This is a genomic window from Algoriphagus boseongensis (assembly GCF_004362805.1).
GTDB classification, from domain to species: domain Bacteria; phylum Bacteroidota; class Bacteroidia; order Cytophagales; family Cyclobacteriaceae; genus Algoriphagus; species Algoriphagus boseongensis.
Genome location: NZ_SNYF01000007.1, coordinates 490793 through 515137 on the forward strand (window position 1 = coordinate 490793; position 24345 = coordinate 515137).

23 protein-coding genes are annotated in these 24345 nt (G+C 40.9%); 7 read left to right on the plus strand and 16 right to left on the minus strand.

What is annotated here, in order from left to right:
• Positions 1-8: 8 nt before the first annotated feature.
• Positions 9-746 (minus strand): hypothetical protein, encoded by a 738-nt coding sequence (locus DFQ04_RS13555; RefSeq protein WP_133556718.1) that lies wholly within the window; start codon positions 744-746, stop codon positions 9-11.
• Between the two features lie 291 nt (positions 747-1037).
• Here DFQ04_RS13555 and DFQ04_RS13560 point away from each other — a divergent pair, with 291 nt between their 5' ends.
• Positions 1038-1757, plus strand: a complete 720-nt coding sequence (locus DFQ04_RS13560) for a hypothetical protein (protein ID WP_133556720.1) — start codon at positions 1038-1040, stop codon at positions 1755-1757.
• An 18-nt stretch (positions 1758-1775) separates the two neighbouring features.
• Here the strand turns inward: DFQ04_RS13560 and DFQ04_RS13565 are convergent, their stop codons facing one another.
• Together DFQ04_RS13565 and DFQ04_RS13570 are read right to left on the minus strand one after the other, a co-directional pair.
• Positions 1776-2225: a DUF1569 domain-containing protein gene (locus DFQ04_RS13565; protein ID WP_133556722.1), complete on the minus strand. Its 450-nt coding sequence runs from the start codon at positions 2223-2225 to the stop codon at positions 1776-1778.
• Positions 2226-2378: 153 nt separating this feature from the next.
• On the minus strand, positions 2379-3902 hold the full coding sequence (locus tag DFQ04_RS13570) for a sialate O-acetylesterase (RefSeq protein ID WP_133556724.1): 1524 nt from the start codon (positions 3900-3902) through the stop codon (positions 2379-2381).
• A 261-nt stretch (positions 3903-4163) separates the two neighbouring features.
• Between DFQ04_RS13570 and DFQ04_RS13575 the strand changes: the two genes are divergently transcribed.
• The 3 genes from DFQ04_RS13575 to DFQ04_RS13585 all read left to right on the plus strand — a co-directional run bounded on the left by DFQ04_RS13575 (position 4164) and on the right by DFQ04_RS13585 (position 7504).
• Positions 4164-4649, plus strand: coding sequence for a hypothetical protein (locus DFQ04_RS13575; protein WP_133556726.1), 486 nt, complete (start codon positions 4164-4166; stop codon positions 4647-4649).
• Between the two features lie 284 nt (positions 4650-4933).
• Positions 4934-6748, plus strand: coding sequence for an adenylate/guanylate cyclase domain-containing protein (locus tag DFQ04_RS13580; protein ID WP_208110537.1), 1815 nt, complete (start codon positions 4934-4936; stop codon positions 6746-6748).
• Positions 6749-6940: 192 nt separating this feature from the next.
• Positions 6941-7504, plus strand: a complete 564-nt coding sequence (locus DFQ04_RS13585; RefSeq protein WP_133556730.1) for a hypothetical protein — start codon at positions 6941-6943, stop codon at positions 7502-7504.
• Between the two features lie 52 nt (positions 7505-7556).
• Here DFQ04_RS13585 and DFQ04_RS13590 read toward each other — a convergent pair whose 3' ends face one another.
• From DFQ04_RS13590 to DFQ04_RS13605, 4 genes are all read right to left on the minus strand, one after another.
• Positions 7557-8333: a glucose 1-dehydrogenase gene (locus DFQ04_RS13590; RefSeq protein ID WP_133556732.1), complete on the minus strand. Its 777-nt coding sequence runs from the start codon at positions 8331-8333 to the stop codon at positions 7557-7559.
• Between the two features lie 267 nt (positions 8334-8600).
• Positions 8601-10322, minus strand: coding sequence for a hypothetical protein (locus DFQ04_RS13595; protein WP_133556734.1), 1722 nt, complete (start codon positions 10320-10322; stop codon positions 8601-8603).
• 373 nt (positions 10323-10695) lie between these two features.
• Positions 10696-11451: a DUF6090 family protein gene (locus DFQ04_RS13600; protein WP_133556736.1), complete on the minus strand. Its 756-nt coding sequence runs from the start codon at positions 11449-11451 to the stop codon at positions 10696-10698.
• A 60-nt stretch (positions 11452-11511) separates the two neighbouring features.
• The gene (locus tag DFQ04_RS13605) at positions 11512-12402 is read right to left on the minus strand and encodes a dioxygenase family protein (protein WP_133556738.1); all 891 of its coding nucleotides are present in this window, start codon (positions 12400-12402) and stop codon (positions 11512-11514) included.
• 374 nt (positions 12403-12776) lie between these two features.
• Here DFQ04_RS13605 and DFQ04_RS13610 point away from each other — a divergent pair, with 374 nt between their 5' ends.
• Positions 12777-13253 carry a hypothetical protein gene (locus tag DFQ04_RS13610; protein ID WP_133556739.1) on the plus strand — a complete coding sequence of 159 codons (477 nt, stop codon included), beginning with the start codon at positions 12777-12779 and terminating at the stop codon, positions 13251-13253.
• Positions 13254-13795: 542 nt separating this feature from the next.
• Here DFQ04_RS13610 and DFQ04_RS13615 read toward each other — a convergent pair.
• From DFQ04_RS13615 to DFQ04_RS13650, 8 genes are all read right to left on the minus strand, one after another.
• Positions 13796-14290, minus strand: coding sequence for a Mov34/MPN/PAD-1 family protein (locus tag DFQ04_RS13615; protein WP_133556741.1), 495 nt, complete (start codon positions 14288-14290; stop codon positions 13796-13798).
• Positions 14287-16047, minus strand: a complete 1761-nt coding sequence (locus DFQ04_RS13620) for a ThiF family adenylyltransferase (protein ID WP_133556743.1) — start codon at positions 16045-16047, stop codon at positions 14287-14289. The genes DFQ04_RS13615 and DFQ04_RS13620 overlap by 4 nt, the downstream gene beginning before the upstream one ends.
• The gene (locus tag DFQ04_RS13625) at positions 16044-17114 is read right to left on the minus strand and encodes a cyclic GMP-AMP synthase DncV-like nucleotidyltransferase (protein WP_133556745.1); all 1071 of its coding nucleotides are present in this window, start codon (positions 17112-17114) and stop codon (positions 16044-16046) included. Before DFQ04_RS13625 ends, DFQ04_RS13620 begins: the two co-directional genes overlap by 4 nt.
• A 14-nt stretch (positions 17115-17128) precedes the next feature.
• Positions 17129-17749 carry a Cap15 family cyclic dinucleotide receptor domain-containing protein gene (locus DFQ04_RS13630; RefSeq protein ID WP_133556747.1) on the minus strand — a complete coding sequence of 207 codons (621 nt, stop codon included), beginning with the start codon at positions 17747-17749 and terminating at the stop codon, positions 17129-17131.
• A gap of 129 nt (positions 17750-17878) precedes the next feature.
• Positions 17879-18976 (minus strand): DUF6544 family protein, encoded by a 1098-nt coding sequence (locus tag DFQ04_RS13635; RefSeq protein ID WP_133556749.1) that lies wholly within the window; start codon positions 18974-18976, stop codon positions 17879-17881.
• A gap of 46 nt (positions 18977-19022) precedes the next feature.
• Positions 19023-20243, minus strand: a complete 1221-nt coding sequence (locus DFQ04_RS13640) for a DUF711 family protein (protein ID WP_133556751.1) — start codon at positions 20241-20243, stop codon at positions 19023-19025.
• Between the two features lie 81 nt (positions 20244-20324).
• On the minus strand, positions 20325-20975 hold the full coding sequence (locus tag DFQ04_RS13645) for a DinB family protein (protein WP_133556753.1): 651 nt from the start codon (positions 20973-20975) through the stop codon (positions 20325-20327).
• 25 nt (positions 20976-21000) lie between these two features.
• Complete coding sequence (locus DFQ04_RS13650; RefSeq protein WP_133556755.1) at positions 21001-22173, minus strand: DUF1624 domain-containing protein; 1173 nt, start codon at positions 22171-22173, stop codon at positions 21001-21003.
• A gap of 302 nt (positions 22174-22475) precedes the next feature.
• On the opposite strand from DFQ04_RS13650, the gene DFQ04_RS13655 reads away from it, so the two are divergent.
• Positions 22476-22820, plus strand: coding sequence for an MmcQ/YjbR family DNA-binding protein (locus DFQ04_RS13655; RefSeq protein ID WP_133556757.1), 345 nt, complete (start codon positions 22476-22478; stop codon positions 22818-22820).
• Positions 22821-23067: 247 nt separating this feature from the next.
• Positions 23068-24027 (plus strand): ABC transporter ATP-binding protein, encoded by a 960-nt coding sequence (locus DFQ04_RS13660; RefSeq protein WP_133556759.1) that lies wholly within the window; start codon positions 23068-23070, stop codon positions 24025-24027.
• 188 nt (positions 24028-24215) lie between these two features.
• Here the strand turns inward: DFQ04_RS13660 and DFQ04_RS18470 are convergent, their stop codons facing one another.
• Entirely contained in the window at positions 24216-24338 is a 123-nt protein-coding gene (locus DFQ04_RS18470) for a hypothetical protein (protein ID WP_262709443.1), read from the minus strand.
• Positions 24339-24345: the final 7 nt, after the last annotated feature.

The following is a 24345-nucleotide window of genomic DNA, read 5'->3' on the forward strand; positions in this document are numbered from 1 at the left end:
GTTAAATATTAGTACAAAAGGTCTGCATACCCTTGAGCGAAGTTTTGCCAAAACTCACTGTAGCAATACTGCCAAAGAATAGCTCCGACCAAAAAGAAGGTAAATACGATGAGATAAGGTTTGGAATCCTTTTTTCTCGCGAAATCATATCCGATAAACACTCCTGCAATCAACAAATCCAGTACATCAGTGATTGTCAGGGCTGAATGTAAAGAAAGATCAAAAGTAGCCATCAATCCTCGACCTACTCCAGGGCCAATAGCCAAAAGGCCTGTGGCGATCATGTACCGCATATGTGATCCGGAATTTTTTCGATAGGCCATGGCCAAGGCCCAAAAGATGGCGAAGGTGACAAATCCCCGAATGTCCAAAACCATCACGGCAAGGTTGTCACTAGCCGTAAAGCTCCCAGGATTTTGACTGATAAAATCCAATCCTCTCCAATACGAGCCTCTTCCGACTAAAAACATGGAAATGATAATCATTGGGCCCAGGATCCAAGAAATTTTCCCGATGCTTCTGTGAAGTTTTACCTTTTTGAAATTGATCAGCAAGGGTTGAATAACCAAAAGCATCATCCAACCCATCAGCAAAGCTCCATGAATATGAATGACAGGGGTGGCATTAGTGAAGGTGGGAAACTGACTTAAATAGGGTCGATAAAAGCCCCATTGCACGCCTGCGATAATGAGAATCATAAACACTGAGGTAAGCCTGTAGGTGTCCTTGGCTTGTAAAGTAATCATGGCTGGGGTTGTTTGGTATAGGTCTAATCTATTGATTTTCTTTCGTTTGTTAAATAGTTTGACCCGATTAATTGCTGGCCCAGATTACCTCCCTTACTATGTTTTTCAAAAACCATAAAGAATTCAAATTCTGATTCAGGGTTAACTATTCTCTTTTAAATCATCTAGGTTGATGTTCAAAACTGAATAACCGATGCAATTCCCCAATCTTAAAAGGTAAAAGCTAAGAGGATTCTTTTTCTTATATTGATTCAATTAACTTGTTTTTCAAGGACTTAATAACAGCTCTAAATGATATTAGCTGACTTTAAAAATGCCCATAAATGGCTTATTATCCCTTTAGTGGTTGCATTGATCGGATTTTCCAGAGGTTACTTTTTTCGCTTAGATGAAGCTACTTGGCATCAGCACATGCATGGGCTATCTGCCATTTTATGGTATTGTATGGTAATCATTCAGCCTTATTTGATTACCAGAGGCAAAGTGAAGCTGCATAGGAACTATGGGGCTCTATCTTTATTTCTGGCAGGAGGGGTGACCTTTTCAGCGCTCACCATCATTCCACAAAATCTTAAAGCCATTTCTACCCTGGAACCCAATCCAATCGTTGATTCAGACTTTTTTTATGGGGTATCTTTTACGGATATCATCACCATTATTGGCTTTGCGGCGAGTGTATTGATTGCTATAAGCAAGGCGAAAAACCTGGAAGATCATGCGATGTGGATGATTTCCACTGTATTTTGGGCTTTGATGCCTGCCTTTGGGAGAATGCTGATGATTCCAAATATGGTGTTCTTTGGCTCAGCTCCTTATGATTTTATTGATGTGCTCTTTTTCTCCACCATATTTTGTGTGCTTCCTATCCTTATTATTTGCTGGAAGTTAAAGCGTTGGCATCCGGCATTGCTTTTAGTGGCAGGGGCAAATCTACTATACCTATTTATCCGGCCTATAGGAAGCAATGAAGTTTGGAGAGCGATTGCGGATGAACTGTTTAAGTATTCTTAAGCTAGTTTTTGTCCTTACTTAGCTACCAAACTGTTTTAGGTGATGATCAAGATGTTTATAGATTAACCTGGCCCAATCTTTCTGATTCAGTTTTCCGAATAAGGGATGTGGAGCCAATCCCCCTTTTTTCCTGGCTTTTTCGATATAAGTCAGCAATTCATTTTTCTCGGATTCAATATCCTCTAAGGGATAATTATTGGCCAAAACATCCATTTCCTTGGGTGTATTTGCTCCCTTAGGCCAGGGGAGATTCGAAAAGATCAACCATTGGATTAATTTGGTTCGCATCAAAGCTGGACCCTGAATTTGGGCTGGAACCTCCCCAAGTCCCAATTTGAGTTGCATTTGGCAATGAACCAGCATCTGTTGGACATTCATTTTACCCCATTGTTTGGGACTTGATGAAGAAATAGCCAAAATCCTAAGTCTGATTTCTTCATAATCAGCATCGTTTTGAATGTTTTTCATGGGAGGGTCATTTGGTTGCCTTAGGAATTCACGCTCTAGATGAAGTTAGGGTAAAACTTTTCGGTTTATCATTAATCCTTCATTTAAATTGCCAAGGTCATCTATTTAAGTTGTTCAATACTTTATCCAAGACTGTTTACCCCATCCTAAGTCTCATTCTGCCGGCAAGTAAAGAGTCATCGTCCCTTTCTTAAACCGTACCTCGTCCAAATGCCCCATTTTTTGTCGGTCTGCGGTGATAAAGTGCATGTGCAGAAAGGTGTTATGATGGGTGAAAATGGTTTTGTGCTCAGTTGAGAAAAAGCCTAGAATGTCTCCTTGTTCGTTTTCCAGTGGGTAATTTACTTGACCCTGATGGGCTTCGGCTGGGGAACTGACCTTTGCTCCCTCAGGTAAATTGACCACATGGATAATTGCCTTTTCTACTGTCCCGTTGAGTTTGAATAGAAAAGGCCTTGGGGAGTTTTTGGTGATTTTATCCAGGTAGCTTTCCAAGTCTTTTATGGTCTCAATGCTGTCGGGCAAGGATTGGGGTTTCCATTTTGAAATGTTTGCATACCCAAAAAATGGAGCTTTGATCTGGAAGGTTTGTTCCACCTTCATTGTTGAGTCTGAGATAACGGTTGATTTGTAGGACTTCCCATCAAGGATCATTATTTCCCCTTTCAAGTAATCCACAGGACCTAGCCCATATAAATGGGTTTTGTTCTTCAGGGTGTCCAAATCAATATTTCCAAAAAGCTCTCCCTTCCACATCACATTTTTCATTTCTCCGATAAGGGTTACTTGGTTATCAGCCTTTTTGGATCTGGCATTCACCAGTTCCAAATACTTGGCTGCATACCTTTTCCCCATAGTTCTTTGGGATTCGGAATCAAAATGCACCTTATCTCCCTTGTGCTTTAGGTCTTGGGTTTCTACCAATGCCAAATTAGAATCTCGATCCACCACTTGATGGATAATTGAATTGATTGCCTTCCAGTTATTTCGGGATTCTTCAGGTTCTGAAAAACTGCCCAGTTCTCCCAAAACGATGGGAAGTGTCTCATTCTGAACAATGCCTCTAAACTCAGCCAATAAGGAGTCTAGCCTTTGCTCAAAAAAGGGGATCAAATCAGCCTTTGCATTGCTCTCTCCTTGATGCCAGAGGATTCCTTTGATGGTTCCATACTCTTTTGCTAAGGCGACTTTTTCTTTGAAATTATCCAATAGGGTCACCCCTCGGTAGGTCTCATTGCTTAGCCATTGTTCGGTAGAACTCCCACCCACAGCGCAGGGTATAATGGCGATGGATACCCCTTCAGGTAAAGAATCTAGCAGCGTTCTAGCAAAGGACAATCCACAGTCCAAGCCGGTCAGGTTAGGCTCGTAAAAATGAAGGGGCTCTTTGGCATATACCCATGTATTGTTCTGATCTATGGTCAAAATTCTGGGATTCGGAATAGTATCTAAAGGCTCCACAAATCCCCTTCCCGCCATATTAGACTGACCCGCCATGAAGAAGATAAAGAGGCTTTCCGGATTGGGAAGCTTTTCTACCACCTCCTTGGTTTTGGGGAAATTAATCCTCCAATCTTGAGCTTGATTATCTTGCCCATAAAGGCTGGAGGATAAAACCAACAAGAATCCAATCCCTAAAATGAGGAAGATTATTCTTGCATATAAAGGGCTTTTCATGGATGATTTTGCTTTTATGGAGAGTTCTTTTGTCTTGAGTTAATCAATTCTTTTTCAATATCCATCCTCAGCTTTTTAGCCCCAAAAAATCCTTGAATTTTCTGTTTAAATGCGTGTCGAATAAACAACTTCCTAAAGACTCAAAGATCAGATTTAGATAAATCCCGATTTAATCCAATCAAGAGATATTTTATATTAGTGATGGCTTTGAAATATTTTTCCTATATTCTTACAAATAAATTATCACCAATAATGTTCGCTATGAAAAACAACAGCTTTTTATTCACATTTCTGATCCTCATGCTTTTGGGATTAGGACCTGCTTTTGGTCAGGGAGCTAAGGATATTACCATTAATTTTAGAATCAATGCCGAGGCAATTTTCAATGGAGGGGATGTAGCCGAAAACACTAGCCTTTCCGATGACAACGGTGGTTCAAGTGAAAGTGGAAATCCGGTTGATTTTGAGTCAAGAGCCTTCGCTTCCAAATTTATCAATTGGGAAATTTTCGACGTAGGTCCTAATCCAGATGGCTATCAGATTAAATTTTTGGATTTCCCTTGGACTGGAGATGTTACAGCTTTTGCACAGAATCCAATCCCTGGAGGAGGAAGGAAAGCCAAAGTAAAAGTAGAGGATAATACTGCCGGTGGAAATGTGAAATATACCATTCGCTTTACCATCAGATCTAATGCAACAGGAGAGACTTTCACCTATCAGCTCGACCCTAAAATCAGAATTATCTAAGCGAATAAGGTATCCTTTGATCCTGTCGATGTATTCTAAATTCAGTCTATTTTAAAATCAAAAGGGAATCTGATTTTTTGACTCGGGAAAGGCGGGAAAGATCCCTCCATCAAATCAATGTAGATCCAAATCAAATAAATCCTAGGGAATTGGAAGCAATAGCTTATTTTTCCCTAGGATTATTTATTCAAATTTTCAGTCTATTCAGGAGCAAAGAGCAAAAAATACTTTATAGATTTAAAAATAAGACATATCCAAACGTCCTAATTAGCTCACAGTTGAACTTGAAAAATCTAGTTTTCTTTTTCCTGTACTTTTCGATTTTTAATCTGGCTCTTGCCCAGTCTGGGGAGGAATCGGGTCAGATTCGCTTCAAAGCCGACAGTCTAAAGCAATTATACTATTCCACGGGAGAAAAAAATCTGGATTATTTGAATAGTTTGATTGAGTTTGAAGCTAACCCGGATAGCTTGTTGAAATATGGGGAGATCTACCTGGAAAAAGCCTTAGAGGGTTCTTTGGATAACCATATAGCCAGTGCCAATATTATGCTTGGCTATGCCTACAAATTCAAAGGTGATTTGTCCAAGGCTCTGGAATACTTTTTTGAGTCCTTGAAATATGCCCAAAAGTCGGGTTCAATGAGAGCCCAGGGCAGATCTTACATTACGATCGCAGACACTTATTCCGCCAGCGAAAACAGTCAAAATGCCAGCATTTACTACAGAAAAAGTATTGAAATCCTGGAGCAAGAAAGTGATTCTATCTCCTTGGGATCTGCCATCTTCAATGCCGGGGATGAATATTTGAAGATGGGGAAGTTGGACTCTGCCTTGTCCTTTGTCGAGCGGGCTCAATTGATCTTCGAAGCTATAAATTTTGAAATCGGGGAGGCCTATTGCCTTGGCAACCTCGGAATGATCTTGGCAGAATATGGAGACAAATTGACTTCCGAAAAACGCATCAATCAGGCCATCGAGATTCTGGAAAAGTACCATGAATACTATCCCATTTCCGACTATTTAAACTATATGTCCAATATCTATCTGGATAAAAGGGATAGGCAAACTGCCCTGGGATATGCCCAGAGAAGCTTGGATCTTGCGAGTAAGTACGGATTAAAAGACCAGATCAGTGAAGCCAACCTACTGCTCTCGGTCATTTATGAACAATTGAATAATCCTGCAAAAGCCCTGGAGTTTTACAAAAAGCATATCCAATACCGGGATAGTGTGAAAAACATTCAGGCTGTACAGGAAATGGCCAACCTGAGAACAGACTACGAAGTATCCCAAAAACAGGCCGAGGTTGATCTCCTGGAAAGTGAGGCAACCATCGCTACCCTCAGGGCCAAGCGCCAGACCATGGTGCTCTATGGAGTTGTGGTAGTGCTCTTATTGGTGGCCTTATTGGCAATTGGTGCATACAGACGATTCAAATTTGAAAAGGAGACCAATAAAATCATCGAAGAAGAGAAAAACCGATCCGAAGAACTCCTGCTCAACATCCTTCCTGAGGAAATCGCCGATGAGCTCAAGCTTTATGGAAAAGTAAAAGCCCATCGCTTCAATTCAGCCACAGTACTCTTTACCGATTTCAAGAGTTTTTCCAGCATGGCTGAAGAGATTTCCCCGGAGCAACTGGTCGAAAGCATAGACTACTATTTCAAGGAGTTTGATGTGATTACAGACAAGTATGGACTGGAAAAGATCAAAACCATTGGAGATTCCTATATGTGCGCAGGCGGTCTTCCTACCGAAACAGAACGGCATGCATTTGATGTGGTCAAGGCTGGTAAGGAAATGATGGACTTTATCAAAAAGCCAAAACCGGAAGGCATTGTCCAATTTGAAATGCGGATAGGAATTCATACCGGGCCTATTGTAGCGGGTATTGTAGGGGTCAAAAAGTGGCAATATGATATTTGGGGAGATACGGTAAATATCGCCTCGAGAATGGAAAGCAATTCAGAAGAGGGCAAGATCAATATCTCTGGCACCACCTATGAGATCATCAAGGATGAATTCGAATGCGAATACCGAGGCAGTATCGAAATCAAAAACCGGGGAATCTGGGAAATGTATTTTTTGAAAGGCTGATTAGTAGGCAGTTGGCAGTCAGCAGTTTGCAGTAGGCAGGTGGACATCTTATGGATGTCATTTCGGCGAAGTGAAATCAGACCCCAAGGCTTTAAGAAAAATAGCCACTTTGGAGAAATCTGGGAATGGGTATTCTCAGTTTCAAGAATGTTATATTTTCGTTTCCTTGAGCTTATCAAGTTCCAGTTATCCATGTCCGAAACCACCTATTCTTTCCGCAATTCCGCTCTGGAAAAAGAAGAAACCGTCTACCGCTTGACGGATAGGGGATTGGAGCTAGTTTACCCTACCTATACTCATCCCATTGCTTTTTCGGAAATCAAGGAGATCCGTCTGTACCACGATCCTACCCGCTTTGCGATGACCAAGTACCAATGCGATATCACGCTGCACTATGGAACAGTTTTTACTCTGAAAAGCGTGCACTATCGGGGATTTGCTGATTTTGAAGATCGGGGAGCAGCTTATGCCGCCTTTATCCGAACCTTACATGATCGCCTAAAAACCTTTCCCGGCATTGTCTACCATAGTGGCAACCGTCCCGGATGCTTTGCCGGAAATCTTGCTATCCTGATTGGAACGGTACTGCTGGTAGGGTCGGTGCTATTTTTTCTGGGTGCTCCCGGTACTTTGGGAGGTTTGTTCAAGTTCCTGGTCGTGGTGGTGATGGTTTATTTCTCTATTCAATACCTACGAAAAAACAAGCCAGCCACTTATTCTCCAGACCACTTGCCGGAGAAGGTCCTGCCAATGTAGAAATCCAAAGGATTAGTACCTTCAAATATAAAATACCTGTTGAGACAGGTGACTAATCCAAGGTTTGAATCCCTCCACCGTTGACAAATAATACCTGCCCACTTACCCATTCTGAAATAGGAGAGGCAAAGTAAAGAACAGCCCCGGCAATGTCTTCTACTTCTCCCAGCCTTTTGATAGGGGTCCCATGAAGCATTTTTCCTTCGATTTCTGGAGTTAGCACCTTTGCCAATGCAGCCGTTTTAGTCGCTCCTGGGCCTACGGCATTGACTCTGATACCCTGTGGACCGTAGTCAAAGGCCAAATTTGCAGTCATGTGGTTAATTGCTGCTTTGGAACTTGCGTAGGCACTGATGTTCGGACTTTTATTAATGGAGCTCATCGATGTAATATTGATAATCGAACCATACCCGCTTTTCTCCATTTCTGGGGCACATAGTTGGGAAAGTCTCCAGGCACTGAATACATTTAACTGGAATACCCATTCAAAGTCCTTCACCGAAATTTTGTAGGGATTTTCTCTTCCAGCTCCTCCGCCTCCGGCATTGTTGACCAGAATATGGATGCCCCCGAAGGTGTCTAAAGCAGTCTTAACCAATTGGACAAGTTCCTCATCCTTGGTGACGTTACAGGCTACAGCCAGTGCCTTGCCTCCTTTTTCCTGAATGGCCTCAGCTACTTGTTGAGCATCTTCCACCTTTAGGTCAGAGACCACCACATTTGCTCCGTGGCTGGCCAAAATTTCGCAGCAAGCCTTGCCGATTCCGTTGCCACCTCCTGTGACAAGAGCAGTTTTACCGATAAGATTGAAAAGATTTTTTACTTCCATATGTCAAATAGTTAAGTGGCTTTAGTTTAAAAGATCATTTTCCTCCGAAGAGTCTGCATAAAAAGGGGTAAAGAAAAAAGGTCTGATTTTCCGATAAAAAGTAAGAATTTAAGTTTTCATTACTGTATATAATCCGCAAATCCCAGTTCTTTAATTTAATAAACGAGAACCGGAAGTCCATAACTATGAGCATGTTCTCATAAAACGAGGAGAAGAAATCTATTTTGAGGGAAAGACTTCTCACATCGTGCAAGATTGTCACTAAAATCAATTAGGCCCACAAAAGGAAGCAGCAAGTAAGACCAAAGAATTGGGGGATTTGGAGGTAATAGTCAAAGCCATATCTTTCCTTTTTTCTGGGTCTACTTCCGATCCCTTCAATTCAATATCCGCCAATTTCCAGGATTCTTGAAACTCTCTGCTTGCCTCTTCACCTTCCTCCAGTTTTCCTTGGGCCTTTAAGCTTTCTGCCAATCCATTTAAAGCAAAGCCGTTTTTAGGCCAGTTGAACAGATCTTCCCGGAAGATTTTTTCAGCCTGGATAAAATCTCCTTTGGCTAATAATAGATTTCCCAGAACATGCCGAACAGAGAAGAACCAATCTGGTGGCTCGGTATAATTTAGCTGATCTTCTACCGCTATGGCTTCATAAAGTAAGGCAATGGCCTCATCCTTTTTTCCCTCATCAGCTTTGAGCTTGGCATTTAAGACATTGGAGGCTATCTGGCAGACCTCAGTCACTTTGTTGATTCCCCAGTTCAACTGGTTTTCAATGCTGGTGTCCTGCCGAAGAATATTCAGGCTATCTAATTCCTGATAGGCTTCTTGAGTCCTTCCCAAATTTGCCAGTGCCATACCTCTGGCATAGTGCCAGATGGCTCGGGGATAAATCAAGTCCTCGGAAGGTTTGGGTAAGGCCAATATCTTTTCCCATTGGGCAAACTTGACCAAAATATGATTGGGAATGGTCAGGTAATGCTGGACCATTTCGAAGCCCGGTTCAAAGTAATAGGCAGGGTCCACCAATCCGGCTGTTTGGTAGGCGGCCTCAATCGATCGGGCAGCCCGACCTTCAAATGCCGCCGTAGCGGCCAAAAAGTGGTAATTGTGGGTGTAATACATCTGGGGATAATAGCCCTGAGCCTGACACTGGGCAATGTAAATGCTATCGGCAAGGACTGCCCGCTCATTGGCCAAGGATCCCTCATGGTAATCCCCGGTATTGATGTAAATATGGGAAGGCATGTGAACCAGGTGCCCGGCAGCAGGGACCAGATTTTTGAGTCGTTCTGCCACTTCTAGGGCCTTTTCCAAGTTCCCGCTTGCTTCTGTGGCATGGAGATAGAGGTGATTGGCAAGGGGATTTTTGGTGTCTATTTCCAGCACTTTTTCCAGTAAAGTGACGATTTCCGGAGTCCAAGGTCTGGGAGCCCCACCTCTTCCTTCATAAAAATCCCAAGGGTGGAGGTTCATTAGGGATTCAGCATACAGGGTTGCCACAAAAGAATTGTCCGGGAAATCCTCATGCACCTGCTTCATGGCCTGAGAGAAACCCTCATCATCCGAAGTGGAATTTGTTTCCGGAAACTTGATCTGAATGGCTTTGATCAATCCTTTTTCCCAGGGACTTACCTTTTCTAGTAGGGATACCGCTTTTGCAACCGCATTACGGATTTCTTCTACCGTACCCATACTTGCTTCGGAATTGAAATTAGGCCCTAAAACATAGGCAATTCCCCAATAACCCATGGCCAAATCAGTATCCAGGCGCACAGCTTCCCTAAATGATCGCTCTGCCTCAGCATGGTTGAAATTGTTGGCCATGATGATGCCTTGGTTAAAGAACTGCTGGGCATACGCCGATTTGGTGCTGACCTGAATCTCATAAGCACCCAGGTTTTCCAATAAGGGAGCTTGGAATTCAGGGGACTTTTCTTTGCAGGAGTAAGCCAAGGCTATTCCTAACAGAAGTAATCGGAATGATTTCATATGCATGGGGTTTGGATTAAGGAAATCAATGGAAGAAAAAAACCGGCTCTTCAAAAAAACAAAACCAACCCTAAGCCGGACCAATAGCGAAAATGTATTCAGGTTTACCTCCTGAAAATCATAGAATTAAAGGAAAGAAAATATTTTGAGAATTCAATCTGGACTCAGCAAAGTAGTGATGTGGGATTCCTTGGAAGTGAGTGAAAGAGAGAAATTACAAATTCCTAAAAAACAGAAAGGCGTTTTGCTCTCAATAGTTATCGAGGACTACACCCAGTCTTAATTTAACATTGACTACGCTGAGGGGGGGGCTCAGTTAACCTGTTAATTTTAGTCTTTTTGGACTTTTCTTATTTTATCAGCTGCTCCTATATTAATTCAGCTGCTCAGAAAAAATATCAATTTCTTGAACTAAGGCATTTCCTAATTCTATTAAGCCGGCATAATTTCTAACATAACTTTGATCGTCCATGGTTCTGAATACCGACATTTTGAATGCATGGTTATGGATGAGAGGCAAAGCGTCTTCAAGATCATTCGCACTAATCTTTTCACCCTTCATTACTTTATGACCGATAATTTCTAAAGCAGTGGGATCTACCTCTGAGTTAATTTGTGCCTCCATATTTTCAATGAAATTGTTATAGCTTAACTCAGATTGATGAGTTTTTTCTACAAGTCTGTAATAACTGGTAAGTAAACTATCGACTTTTGTGTTATTTATTTTCCCTAAAAAGGCTGAGTTTTTCAGTGCTTCAAATCCGCTTTTGTCAGGGATAAAATAAAATTCTTGAACGACAATACTGCCCGGTAAAATATTCGAGAAGTCAGAAAAATCTCTCCTCATTAATGCCTGTCCAGACCTTGTAGCCGCAGCTCGTACAGAATCTCTTCTTGTTTTTAAGGAATTGATCTGTAGGATGTCTTGAGATACATTTTGTGATATTTTATGGAGATATCCCTTGAGTTGACGGTCTTCTTTTCTGTTTTCGTTCCAATTGTTTAATTGCAGTGCAATCAAAATTCCAATCACTACCAATACAATTTCCCCGACCGCATATTTCAGGTACTTGCCTATTTTTCCATCTGAGAGGAGACTCTGTCGGATTTTTCTAAAGAACTGGATCATAGAAGGGATTTTGTTGGGGCTATCCGCTTTTAGTTTGGTTTCAAATTCCCTTACCCAAGATTATCCCTCACTGTATTTTAAGAATTTCTCACCCGTGAAGGTGTTGTCCCTCGTAGTAACGACCACTTTAGCATCCCCTTTGGGTAACAACTCGAAGGTTGCTTTTAGAGATCCAGTCCCAGCTTCAAATGTATTGTTGCCTATGTACTTAAAACTTGCGATCAATTGACCGTTTCTTTTCATGAACAATAAGTCGTCACTCTTTATAAACTCCAAGGTATTGTTGCTGTCCATCCTGTATAGACCGGTGATCTTATTGTATACTTCCTGGTCGAGCGGAAATTCTTTACCCATTACCACGTCAAAGTTCACTGAACTCTCTCCTGATCCATTTTTGACAATTTCCAAGATTCTGTTCACAGCCTGAGGAGAGGATGCCGATGTGTCCGTATCATTGTATTTGTCGCCTTTAAAATAGATTTGCGTAACTAAGTCTTGTTGTTCGGCTACGGAAACCCGCATATGGATATGGGCTGGTCTCCAAGATTCATCATTATTCGGGTCAGCTTTGTAGGGAACTGGCACAATAGTTTTGAAGGCATACTTTCCGTTCTTTTCAGTCTTTATTGCTCCTCGGAATAAGAAACTATCGGAAGTATTGTCATAATGTTCATTCTCATCACATTGCCATATTTCAACGAGTACATTGTTCAATGGAGTTTTTCCATCTTCTTTAAAAATTGTTCCAGTTAGGTTCATCGGAATTCCTTTCGAATCAGGAGGAATAATATTGCTTCTCATTGGCGCACCCGGCCGATAAAAGGGTCCAAGAATGTCAGTGGTTGTGGGAGTGTCTCCTACAAAGCTCTTCCCATTCCATTGAATGGATCCAAATGCACTAATGCTCAGAGCGGTGAGAGATGAGTTTTTGATAAACGTTCTTCTTTTCATAGTGCTGTTTTTAAATGATTTATAAGTTACTGGTAAAGGTAAGATACGTTTATTTTCGAATTTTTCCAGTTGTTCTGAATTGTCCAGTGGCTTGTCCGCAAAGGTTTCGGCTAGGAGTAGATGCGTGTTTTAGTGATTAATTTTGCAAGTAAACACCGAGTTAGGCTAGGACAAATCTTTAGCTAATGGTCAGTAGGCAGTGAACAGTGGGCAGTAAGCAGTAGACGGTGCGCAAGTAGCAGTGAGCAATCTCCTAAAAAGAACGTAGATTTTTCACCTAAACTCTTGATTTTTATAAAACACTGATTTACATTTATATACAGTTGAATTTTTTCAAACTGTTTAATCTATTTCTCACATTAAATTTTTAACCCATGAGTACAAATTTTTATGTGGAGCTCACAGCTGCTGAGCTTCAGACCCTCAAAGATGCGCAGGCTTCAATCCTGAATGTCCTGGCGCCAAAGCTCAAAGCTCTCAGTCCAGATGAACGACGTGATTCTGTGAAAATGGGAGAGGCCTCCATTCCTTTCGTGCGGAAGATTATGGAGTATGTGGTTTCCAACCCTGAATTTACCCCGGCTTTTGTTAAGCCGGAGGTAATGGAAAAGCAATGGAAATCTATCGATGAATTAACTCCGTTTTTCAATGCCCTGGAGCAGCTCGTCAGCAACCTATCCGATTCGATTCTGGATATGGGATCCCAGCTGATGAAATCCTCCAATGCCTACTACAAACAGACGCAGGTGGCAGTGGAAATGGACGTTCCAAACGCCAAGCCGGTCAATGCGGATCTGAAGGTTCGCTACGAGCGCAAGCCCAAGCCGGCGGTCAATGGAATAGAGTCCTGATCCAAACGGAGTACATTTTTCACTTTTCCTGCCGGCCTGTAAAGGGTCGGCAGTTTTTTTTGCCTGGGCTTTCCCTTGATTTTTAGGACTTTTTCATGATAGCTTGGTAAGATTACAGCAAAAAGCCTCAAGCTTTCAGCTCAAAGCTCGGACCTTTCGGCTCGGAGCTGGAACATTTCACCAAAAAGCCTGAAGCTTTCACCTTTGAGGCTGAACACTTCAGCAAAAAGCTGCAACTCTTCAGCTCAGAGCTCGGGCATTTCGGCTCAGAGCGGCAAGGTTTCAGTAAAAAGCCTGGAACTTTCCCCAAAAAGCCTGCATGTTTCAGCTCAGAACTGGAAGCTTTGGGTAAAAAGCTCAGATGTTTAGGCTTTTAGATTGGATTTAGAATTTTAGGGATTGAATGGGAATTGGAAATTTTTGGAAATAAAAAAGCGGAGTTGGAAATTCCGATTAGTTTAAATAATAATTTTACTTCCAAAAGAAGATAAATAAACTTCTTAAAAAAATAATTAAAATAATAAGAATTTTTTATGTTTTAACTAATCTATTTTTGAGAAATTTTCTTTTAATGAGGTCCATGCAATATTTGTTTTTTCTATTCCTACATTATCTAAAATTCCAATATATAAACTTTCAATTCCTACAATTATTAAAAAAATAAATTTTTCATTTAAATCATTTTTTTCGAATTGGTCTTTAATCATTCTCATATCCTGATTTGAAGGTGTTGGAAAATTCTCAGGGTGAGAATGCCATTCACCTAAATATATTGTTTTTTTTCCACTATTATAAAATTCATAGTTTATTATTGATTGGGCAATTTCTTTGTTTCTAGTAAATCCTGTTCTATGGAACTTATCTTTATTGTTTGGAGTACTTGCCCTTAACAAATAAATTATATTATCCTTTTTTTGGCCTAAAAGAATTCCACCTGATTCAGGTTTTCCTTTTTCAATTTGCCTGTAGTTATAAATAAGTTCAATTAGATTTTCACTTAGAACTATATTGTATTGTCCTATTAAAAATTCTTTCATCTATGAGAAATCAAAGTTTCATCTTTAAAATCATATACCCAATCTTCAAATTTTATTTGACCTTTCAATGATTCTTCTTCATAACCCTTCCAGGTAAAAGATTCTGATTTAGTTGGCTTTTCCTCAATCCAAGATTTTAAATGTGGGAATAATTTGGATAAAAACATGATTACTTTTTCTTTAGAATAAGGTCTGTAAGATGATTGACATCCTGACTCCCTTAAGGAAAGCAATTTATTACCTGCTAAATACTCAGTTGAAGAAATAATATTTCTTTCAAATAAATCATTTTCATTAAAAAATTCCTTGAATCGGTTATCATTGGGATGAATATATAATGCATGCCCTCCTAGAAGGTAAGGTTCAACCCAAATGAAACAAATGGGTATTTTAATTTTTTTTTCAATTTGGGCATCTGATATCCATTTTTCAATATTCCAATTTCCTATGCAAACAAAAAGTAAGTCATATTTATTTATGGTCTCTGGAGAATTTTCAATTTCAGTGATAATAGAACCTATGGAGGATATTATTTCAATATTTGGATTGTAATGTTGAAAAAAGTATTTCAATGCTTTAACTTTTGATCTTCCAGTATAATTAAGTCCTAAGAAATGTCTAGATATATTTTCAGTTTGAATAGAATCTGGATCAATTATGTTAAAAGATGGATTTGGAAAGGAGGAAAGAAAATACATTAGATTTGAACCTATGCTTCCTAAACCAGCAATCACAAATCGATTTTCTTTTCTAAAATTGTTAACAACACCTGCCGTTCTTATATGAAGTCGATTTGAATCTATTGGAATAATTGATAGTCGAGTAATTTTTTTTTGAGATTCTATAGATTGAAATGCCAATTTTGCACTGATTTTTCCTTTTCTAAATCCATTACCTGAAATTGGTAGTTGACCGATTTTTAATCCTTGGATACTTCTTGTTCCTTCTAATCCTGTATCAAATAAAACAATTTTTGAACCTTGGTTTAGACTTAGAAACTTAAAAAATTGATTTTGTAATCTTCTTTCTTTAAGACGTATATGTTTGTTTAAATCTTTGTTTTTTAATTCAAATGGTGGTTTTTTAAAATCTATTTTTCCTACAAAGAATGCTCGTGATTCATTATACTTATAATTCCATTCATCCAAAAAATATTGAATTTTTTTTGAATTTTGGCTATTTCCTAGTAGTATATAATCAAATATTCCAAGTTTATTGTCTAAAACCAAAAAACTTATTTCAGTTCCTTCTGTAAGTTCTTCATTTATAAAAGAAAGTACACCGCTAACTTTAGATTCCTCATTTTCATATGTCTGTTCCCAATATGCAATAAATTCATCTTTATAATCTTCAAAATTTTCTTCCTTTAATCCGGCTTCTAATATTTTTTTTGCTTTTAACAAGCAAAATTGAATCTGTTGGATTGGTTTGTTTGGGTTAGGTATGGACCTTTCTTCATCATAAGTACATATTAATCTATTTTGATCAACATGAGGTAGAAATAGTAATTTTCCGTTATAATTTCTCGGTAAAAAAATTTTTGGTAAAACCAATGGGAATTCTTGGGGAATTCCTACAATTAAATTCAAAAAATCAAATTCAAATAAAATTGAATCAACTGGAACCTTTACTTGCCAATAGTGAGATAATTTGTGTTTTCCTGGAATCTCTAAAGATTTATTTTCAAGGACTAAGATTTCATATTGATCGCTTAAAGCTTCAAGTGCATTTTTTTTTTCTTCTTCAAAATTAATCATTTGGCGCTTCTTGAATCATCTGATTTTATGACTGCAGGTCCAATATATTGTTTTGCACCTTCTATTTCATCTATTGCTAGGCTACAAGGAAATCTATTTCCTAGTGATTGCTTCCATAATAAACAGGCTTCTTTTTGGTTTTGATTATTAATTGCCTGTTTTGCTCTGTTTATGAATGAATCAAGTCTATCTGAAAAATATTTCTTTCGGGTATCAGAATAATTTTCAAATAAGTCTTGACCTTTTGGTTCTGTTGGTCTTGGACACTTGAAACCATTTCCATGCAACCAACTTTTTATACTAGTTAAAGTATCCCTAAGGGATAAATCATCTCGTTCATTAGGGCAATAATTCTCTCCTGCTAAAATTGTCATAACTATTCCTGGTGGCATTTCTCCTCTTAATTCGTCTCCCCATGCTTTAAGATATCGAACTATTCTTCTTAACTGAACATCTTTTTTTCTAATATCAGATAACCAACTTTTATATTCATTCTTGAAGGATAATGATTCATACAAAAATGCTTTTTTGAAACCAGATTCTGTTTTTTTCTCAAACCATTCTATAAATTCAACTGGGTTACTTAACGTCCATTCATTTTCAAGGCATCCAAGGTCTGGACATTCTATATTATCAGTATAATAGCATGGTAAATCAATATGAAAGCCAGCGTCTTTCCCGCTTAGATTTTTATATTTTACACGAATACATGAAGTTTTTTCTTCAATTTTTTCTACTCCTGAAAATTGTCCAATTGACTCAATAACCCATTTATGGTACTGTTTTACAGAAGGTCTATCTTTCTTATTTAAAGATCCTATTAAGTAAATTCCATCATCCAAATCAAAATCATCATCTTTTGGTTGAATAATGGTATCCATAACAAAAGAACCTTGGCTTTGAAAATCTAGTTTGTGGTTAAAATTGTCTTTTTTTGTAATACCGAAGAAAGAACTACTTATCCTTGTTCTAAGGGAGTCCCTTGCTTCAATTAGTGTAATCCTTTTTTCTTCTGAAAGCTGGATTCTCCTATTGAAGTCTAGAAATAAATTGTGACAGTTAGCCATTCTAATTATTTTATTTAAAATTCTCCTCTTAATTTCTTTGATTCAAATTCAACTTCTATGATTCCTTTTGTTTGGACTTGTCTATTTGTAAAATAGTTTCCAATCAATTTCGCTTTTTTATCTTTGGTGCTAGGAATAAATTTAAATGAATTTGCTCCCTCATGGCAATCTAGGGAACTATTCTCCAGGGTACCTGTATTTAAATAAAAAAAATAAAGTTGATAAAAGCCATCTTCCTCTTTTATTTGCTCGATAAGGCTTTTCGAAGAGGTCTTTTCGCCCTCTTCGTTGTTGAAATAGGAGCGAATTGAAATGGAAGATGCTGTCTGACTTATCTCGATCTTACAATCTTTGATTTTGTTCTCGCCATTCCAGTTGGATTTGATTTTTCCAGAGTACCTTCCGCGCATATCTGGGATATTAACCAATTTGTTAAAAATAGGTAAATGCCAAAGGTATTGATTGTGAATACCAAGGAATAATGCAATCAATGCAGAATTACTAGGTGCTCTAATAATTTCAATGTTTGGAAAGCAATTAATAAGAGTCGATATAAAACTATCAAAAATTAAGGCAAGAACAAGAATAACAGGGACAAGAATAGTTGATTTATAATATTTTAGAGAAAATTGCATAATGCTTTTTTTATCGTTGAAATTTTAAAAAAAATGCCCGTTTTAATATTCAAAACCTTTTGATTAAAGACTCTTCAAAAGAAAAAATATATCATTAAGATTTCAATACCCACTAGTTGGTATTTTTTGTTAGTTCAGGGCATTTTGGTTGTAGCGGATCTCCTTGACTTGAAGCTTCAGCCAGGTCCAGCTTTGGTTTGGATCTTTCCAAGTAGAGTGGACTTTACTGGGGACTTGGATGCCTTCGAAAGTTTCATAGTCCTCGATATCCATAATCCATTCCTTTCTTTGGGCATCCGGCTTATTTCCCTGATAGCGTAGGGCAGAAAACTTAGTGACTTCTCCCTTGGAGTTGAATTCGAAGATGCCACTGCCTTCGATCTCTCCATAGCTTAGGGTGGCTTTTGCACTGCTGTCACTGAGAGTTTCCCAGCGTAAGTATGGACTCAGGGCGAAGGAGGGAAACCAGACCATTTCTCCCAAAAAGCGCTGCAAGGTGCCCTCGTCCAGTTTTTCTCCCTGTTCGTTTACGATAGGAATCAGGGAGTTGAGTTTGATCAGCATCTGACCTTTTCCTTCCTCGTACTTATCCCTTCCCCGAAAACTCAGGAATCCATTCATCTTTACCTCTACGCTCCAGATAAAGCCCGGGGAATCCAGAGTGCTGTATTGGATGGCTTGGGCACTCATCCAGTTCTGATCGGGTTTGAGTTGCATCTCTGCTTCCTGGATGACCTTTGCGATATGGATTCGGGGTTTTCCAAGCATTCCCGACTGACGAAGCCAGTTCTTTACAGGTTCGGGTAGCTCTTCCAGATCTTTTTCCTGAATTACTTCAGTGCTTGGAGCTTGGGAAGTTTGGAGTAAGGCTGCGGTTTCTTTTTCCACCATTCGGCTAAACTGGTACTGACCCCAAGCCATCAGGGAGACAAGCAAGATCAGCAGGTTGGGTAGGGTTGCGAACTTGGCATCCTTCCAGAAGATCACGATCAGGACTTGGGAGAGTACAACAGCCAGTAAGCCGATCAGCCAGGAGTATTTCCATTGGCTTAGATAGGAAATCGCATAGAGCAGCAGCACTCCTGCTGCCATCAGCCAGAGGAATCCCATGGGTTTGGAGATCGGAAGGCTTAATTCCTTGACTTCTTTGAGGCCGAAGCCTTTGATAAATCCCAGCAGATGGATTAAAGCATGAAGAAAGACTAAGATTAAAAAGAGGATTCTCATTGCGTTTAGGGTTTTCTCTAAATGGCTAAAGGGAATTTGAATATACTTATTCCACCTTCATCACGGTAGAAGCAGTCAGGAAAGGATTGGTGAAGGTGGCGAGTTCTCCGGCTAGCTTGCCGGGGATCAGAAAGAGTCGGGCGGAAAGGGCCTTGTTGGTATACTTCAGGGAGAGTGCTGCCACATCTGCATAGATCCGCTCGATAGCTTCCACAGGAGTATCTCCGGGGATAGGTACTACATCCAGTCCGGTACCGGATACAGAAGAAAACAATAAGAGTTCCTGAATGGTAAAGCGGTTTTCCATATTCCGCTGAGCCAAGACATTGTCTTCTATGATCGGAAGCATCAGGCCGGAATAGCCCAGGATTTTCAGGTCCAAGCCTTTCAATACATCCGTGATCAAGGCACAGGCTCTAAGTGTGGATGGCCCCCCGAAGGGCTGTTGGGTAAGTGTTTCTATGGCTTCTCCTATACTTGCTCCCGGACCGGGAGCAGGGGAGGTATCTATCCCGTTATAGGTCCAGTTCTTGGATTGGGCGATTCTTTGGGCGATCCCCTCCAGAGGTTTGAGATGGGATTCCAGTGTGGTTTTGAGATTGGTTTGGGCATTGCTCCAGTCAGAGTGCTGGAACACTTCCCTCAAGATATTCGGGGTTTCTACTCCGATGCCGAAGCTTCGGGCTCCCCGGTGGGTGGCAGCTGGAAAGAAGGGGATTTCCGAAGGGCAGTTGGCCGAAGCCGTAAAGCGGAAGTTGGCTTCCCCTCCCGCGCTGTTCTCGGAAAGAGCCTTGGCAATTTCCGCTGCCGCCCGGATGGAATTGGGAAAAGCTCCTTTTTCACTTGTTGAGATGGGCAAGCTGAAGTAAAGATTTTGGGTTTGAGTGATTAGGGTTACGGTCCAGTCGGCGATAGCAGGGTCGTATTCATCGGGAGGGAGGAGTTCTCCGATGGAGAGCATCAACTCTTCCCTGACGGCGATTTGATCAAGGATTTTGAGGAAAGGAAGGGCTTCTGAGTGGCTTTTGTTTCCCAGAAGTTCGTGGAGATTTTGGGTTACTAGGCGGAGGGTTTGCACCTCATAGCCTAGCTCCGTGTATTCCGCTTTGGCCTCCTTTAGAAAAGCAATTGCCTCATGGACAGTCACCGTGTCTGATAGGTCTTTCAGGGTAACTCCCGCGGTAATAGTTCGAATATTGAAAGGGTACTTTTGTCCAAAAGTGCTCAGGGAAGTAAAAAGGAAGACGACAAGAAGGATTTTTTTCATGGCGTTTGAGGATTTGAAAGTCTGAAGAATTGGTTTTAGCCGAACTGAAAAGTTCTTGATAAAAAAGGGAGAATTCAGCGCTTATTGTTCTGGAAGTCGGCCCCGGATGTATTTAAACTGACCATTGTGGTTGGATTCGTGCTCGCAGACATGAAACCACTTGCAGTAATTATTGGTAGGTCCCCAAGGCCAGGATTCATCTACCTTCATTAGCCACTCATCATCCCTTTTTTTGAATTCAGTGAGGGAAATCTCCCGCACCTCTTCCAAGGTGCTCAAGTAAAAGTCAAGGGAATTGCCTTTGATTTTTTGGCGGGCATCTTCTCCCAGATTCATCGCTACTTCAAATCTATCCTTGTCTTTTTTACTCCAGTCTCCCCAAGCTTTTCCTTCCAGGGTATGCACCTGATAAAAGCGCTCCGTAGCTGCCAGATGCAGGAGCATGGAGCCTATAGAATTGGATTGTTCGTCCAGTAGGTAATCCAATTGTTCGGTATCAAGGTCCATTACCGGCATCAGAATTACATTTCTCATCCAGGTCAGCATGGAGACCAGCGTACCCAGCTGTGGGGAATACCCATCTCTTGGACCGATGACATTTTCTCGGTTGTCCGCCCGAAGAGGACTGGCAGAAGTAACCAATGGAATACTCGCCATGCCTAATGTCGCGGAGGTCAGGAGAGTGGATGATTTCAGGAAATCTCTTCGGGAGTTTGATTTATTTTCTTTCATATTGATTTTTAAAAAAGGGGTTAGTTTATAAATAGCTCAGCCACCACTTTTCAGGATGCTGGGTTTTGTATCGATCGTATTTTTTGCAGAGGAAATAGGAGAAAGCAATCACGCCAATCCAAACCAGATAGACCACACCCAAGCTGTATCCATAACCTTGGAGATAAGGGAGTTCTAAGATCCAGTCAGGCAAGACCAAAAGCATCCAGCCATATCCCACGAAATAGCCAATGACCGCCGCCAAGGCATGAATCAGGTAGAGGTGGAAGATGTAAAAGAAGAAAGGAACCCGTCCAAACACAGTGAAGAATTGAACGATTGGCCCTTTAAACTTCTCCGTATTGCCCAAGAAAAGCAGCATCCCGCTTAGGGTTACCAGGAGGAAGAGTAGGGAAGGTGGGTATTTGCTGACTTGGAGAAAAGACATGAGGCTCTGGTCCAGATTTTCATAGTTGACCCAGAGGTTGGAATCCCCATAGAAATTGGTGGCTCTAAGCAGGAAAAACAAAACCAGGGCACCCAAACCTATTTGGGTAAAGGTTTTTTTTCTCTTTTCCGGAGTAAAGGAAGCCGAATAAAAGTCGCCAAAACAAAAGCCCAGGGCCATCACTGCAAACCAAGGAACTAGGGGATAGTCATTGTACCAGACCAATCCACTGGGATAGGTGATCATGTCCTGCTGATGGATTAGCCCCCAAACCATGCTCCCGGGATGCTGGATGGAGTCCAGGAGATTATGTCCCAGAATCACTAGAATGCTCATCCCGAGCACCAGATTTCTGGGAAGATGAATTAATCCTGCAAGGATGATCATGGAGGAGCCAAGCATGGAAATCACCCCAAATCCATTCATTCGAAAGTAGGGATCAAACTGCCAGGCAAAGACGACTACTGTAAATTCCAGGAATACCAGCCAGAGTCCCCGCTTGATCAGAAAGCTGCTGAGTTCTGCCTTCGTTTTTCTCCGACTCACCATAAAGGCCGAAAGTCCTGCCAGAAAGCAGAAAGTTGGGGCACAAAAGTGGGTAATGAATCGGGTGAAAAACAGGATCAGATTGGACTGGGTAGGATCAGTCGGGTCAAATAGATAGGCCGAGGCATGAAAATAGTCCCGAACGTGGTCGAGGGCCATGATCACCATCACCAATCCTTTTAACAAATCAATCGAAGCTATTCTAGTTTTTGGTAGGGAATTCATCAATATGAGGCTAGTGAAAAAGGAAGGCTGGGGAGTTTGGTACTAAAAATCATTCAAAAAGATAAAACAGGATAGGCTTGATTCCTAGCTAATTGACGAGAGAAGCAAATTTTTTTAAATTCAATAGCTTCATTTCTTTAACCGCAAAGACGTGGAGAGAATTGCTGAAGGAAAAACCGAAATAAAATATTGAACATCGAACATCGAATATCGAACTTCGAACAACCAACATCGGTCATCGGACACCGGTCATCCGACATCCCACTAAAAACTTTAAACTTTACCCTTTAAACTTTCACCTCATGACGCTCGACTACTTCCGAGACTATTGCCTGAATCTCCCCCATGTGACCGAGGACACTCCCTTTGGGCCGGATGTGCTGGTTTTTCGGGTGGGAGGAAAGATTTTTGCCCTGATGGATTTGGAGACTTTTCCCTATGTCAATCTGAAATGCGATCCCGAGCGCGCAGTCGAACTCAGAGAGCAATATCCTGGAATCACTCCCGGCTATCATATGAATAAAAAGCTTTGGAATTCAGTCAGTACCAAGGGGAATGTGCCGGATGCCTTGATTCTTGAGCTGGCTAAGCATAGTTATGAATTGATTCGGGATAGTTTGCCTAAAAAGGTAAAGGAGAGTTTGTAGTGAAAGGTAGTCCAATCCCCCTTACCCCCTTGCTAAGGGGGAATTTGTTCGCATTTAATTCAGAAATAAGAAATCAAAAGTAAGCTTAGCTTGGGCCTGCCAAAAGCTTGAGGTTCAAAGTGGCCGGACTCCCCCTTTCTTAAAGGGGGCTAGGGGGATTTATAAAAAGTTTCTTATCCTCCGATTTTTCAATTATTATCGAATACCAAACACCTAACTTTAAACTTAACCCTTTAAACTCTCCCAAATGTCCTACTTTTCCCTCCGCCAAATCACCAAAACTTACGATTCACAGACTGCATTGCAGGAATTCACTTTAGAGTTGGAAAAAGGAGAGATGATTGCCATCGTGGGAGAGAGTGGTTCCGGAAAGAGTACCCTGCTTCGGATTGCAGCCGGGTTGACTGCCCAGACAAGCGGAGAGGTTTGGTTGGGAGATCAGAAGATTCTCAATCCAAGTCAGAAGTTGGTGCCTGGATACGATGAGATCAAGTTGATTCATCAGGATTACCAGCTTTTTCCTGCAGTGACCGTGGAGGAAAATATCGCGAGGCCTCTTTTGCAATTTGATGTGAACTATCGAGAGCAGCGCATTCAGCGACTCCTAGATCAGTTGGGATTGAATGCCTATAAGGAGCGATTGCCGAGGCAACTCAGTGGAGGACAGCAGCAGAAAGTAGCGATTGCTCAGGCCTTGGCGGTGGAGCCGGAGGTATTGCTTTTGGATGAACCCTTTTCCCATTTGGATGCAATCCAGAAGAGAAAGTTGATTTTAGAATTGAAAGAACTTCTTCAGGAGATGGGGACTACAGTAATCTTTGTGACCCACGATTTGGATGATGCACTTCGCTTGACAGATTCTGTGGTGATTTTGCAAAAAGGGAAGGTAGTTCAGAAAGGCAATTCCAAAGACCTTTGCGAGCATCCCAAGTCCAGATATGTCGCTCGGCTTTTTTCATCGATCAACCTGATTCCAGACCGCTTCAATAGCTATATCCGACCTTCCGATATCCGACTCCGCACCAAGGGGGAAATCCTTGGTCATGTGATCGATAGCCGTTTTTTAGTCCATTACAATTCCCTTTTGGTTCGCCTGAAAAATGGAGGAGAAATCTGGGAAGTGGATGATCCTGTCCGCAAATACAAGATTGGAGATCGGGTGTATTTGCATTTTGATGAGGAAAAGGTGTTGGTGTTGAAGAGTTGATAGGGGGCAGTAGGCAGTGATCAGTAGGCAGTAGGCAGGGGGCAGTATGCAGTTATCAGTAGGCAGTGGGCAGATGGCAGGATGAAGTGATCAGTAAAGAAGGAGGGGATTCAGTAAAATCTGTGGGAATCTGTGATTATCTGTGAGAATTATTAAAAGTTAGAGGCTCAACAGAATATAAATTAAAACTACTTCTCCTCTTCTTTTTTCTCACTCTTCCCCATCACCTTGTAAAGCAAATACCCAATTCCAAAAAGGAAATGTGCGGCTAAAATGACTACGACGACAATAACTGTGTTGGAACTTCCCATTCCTTGA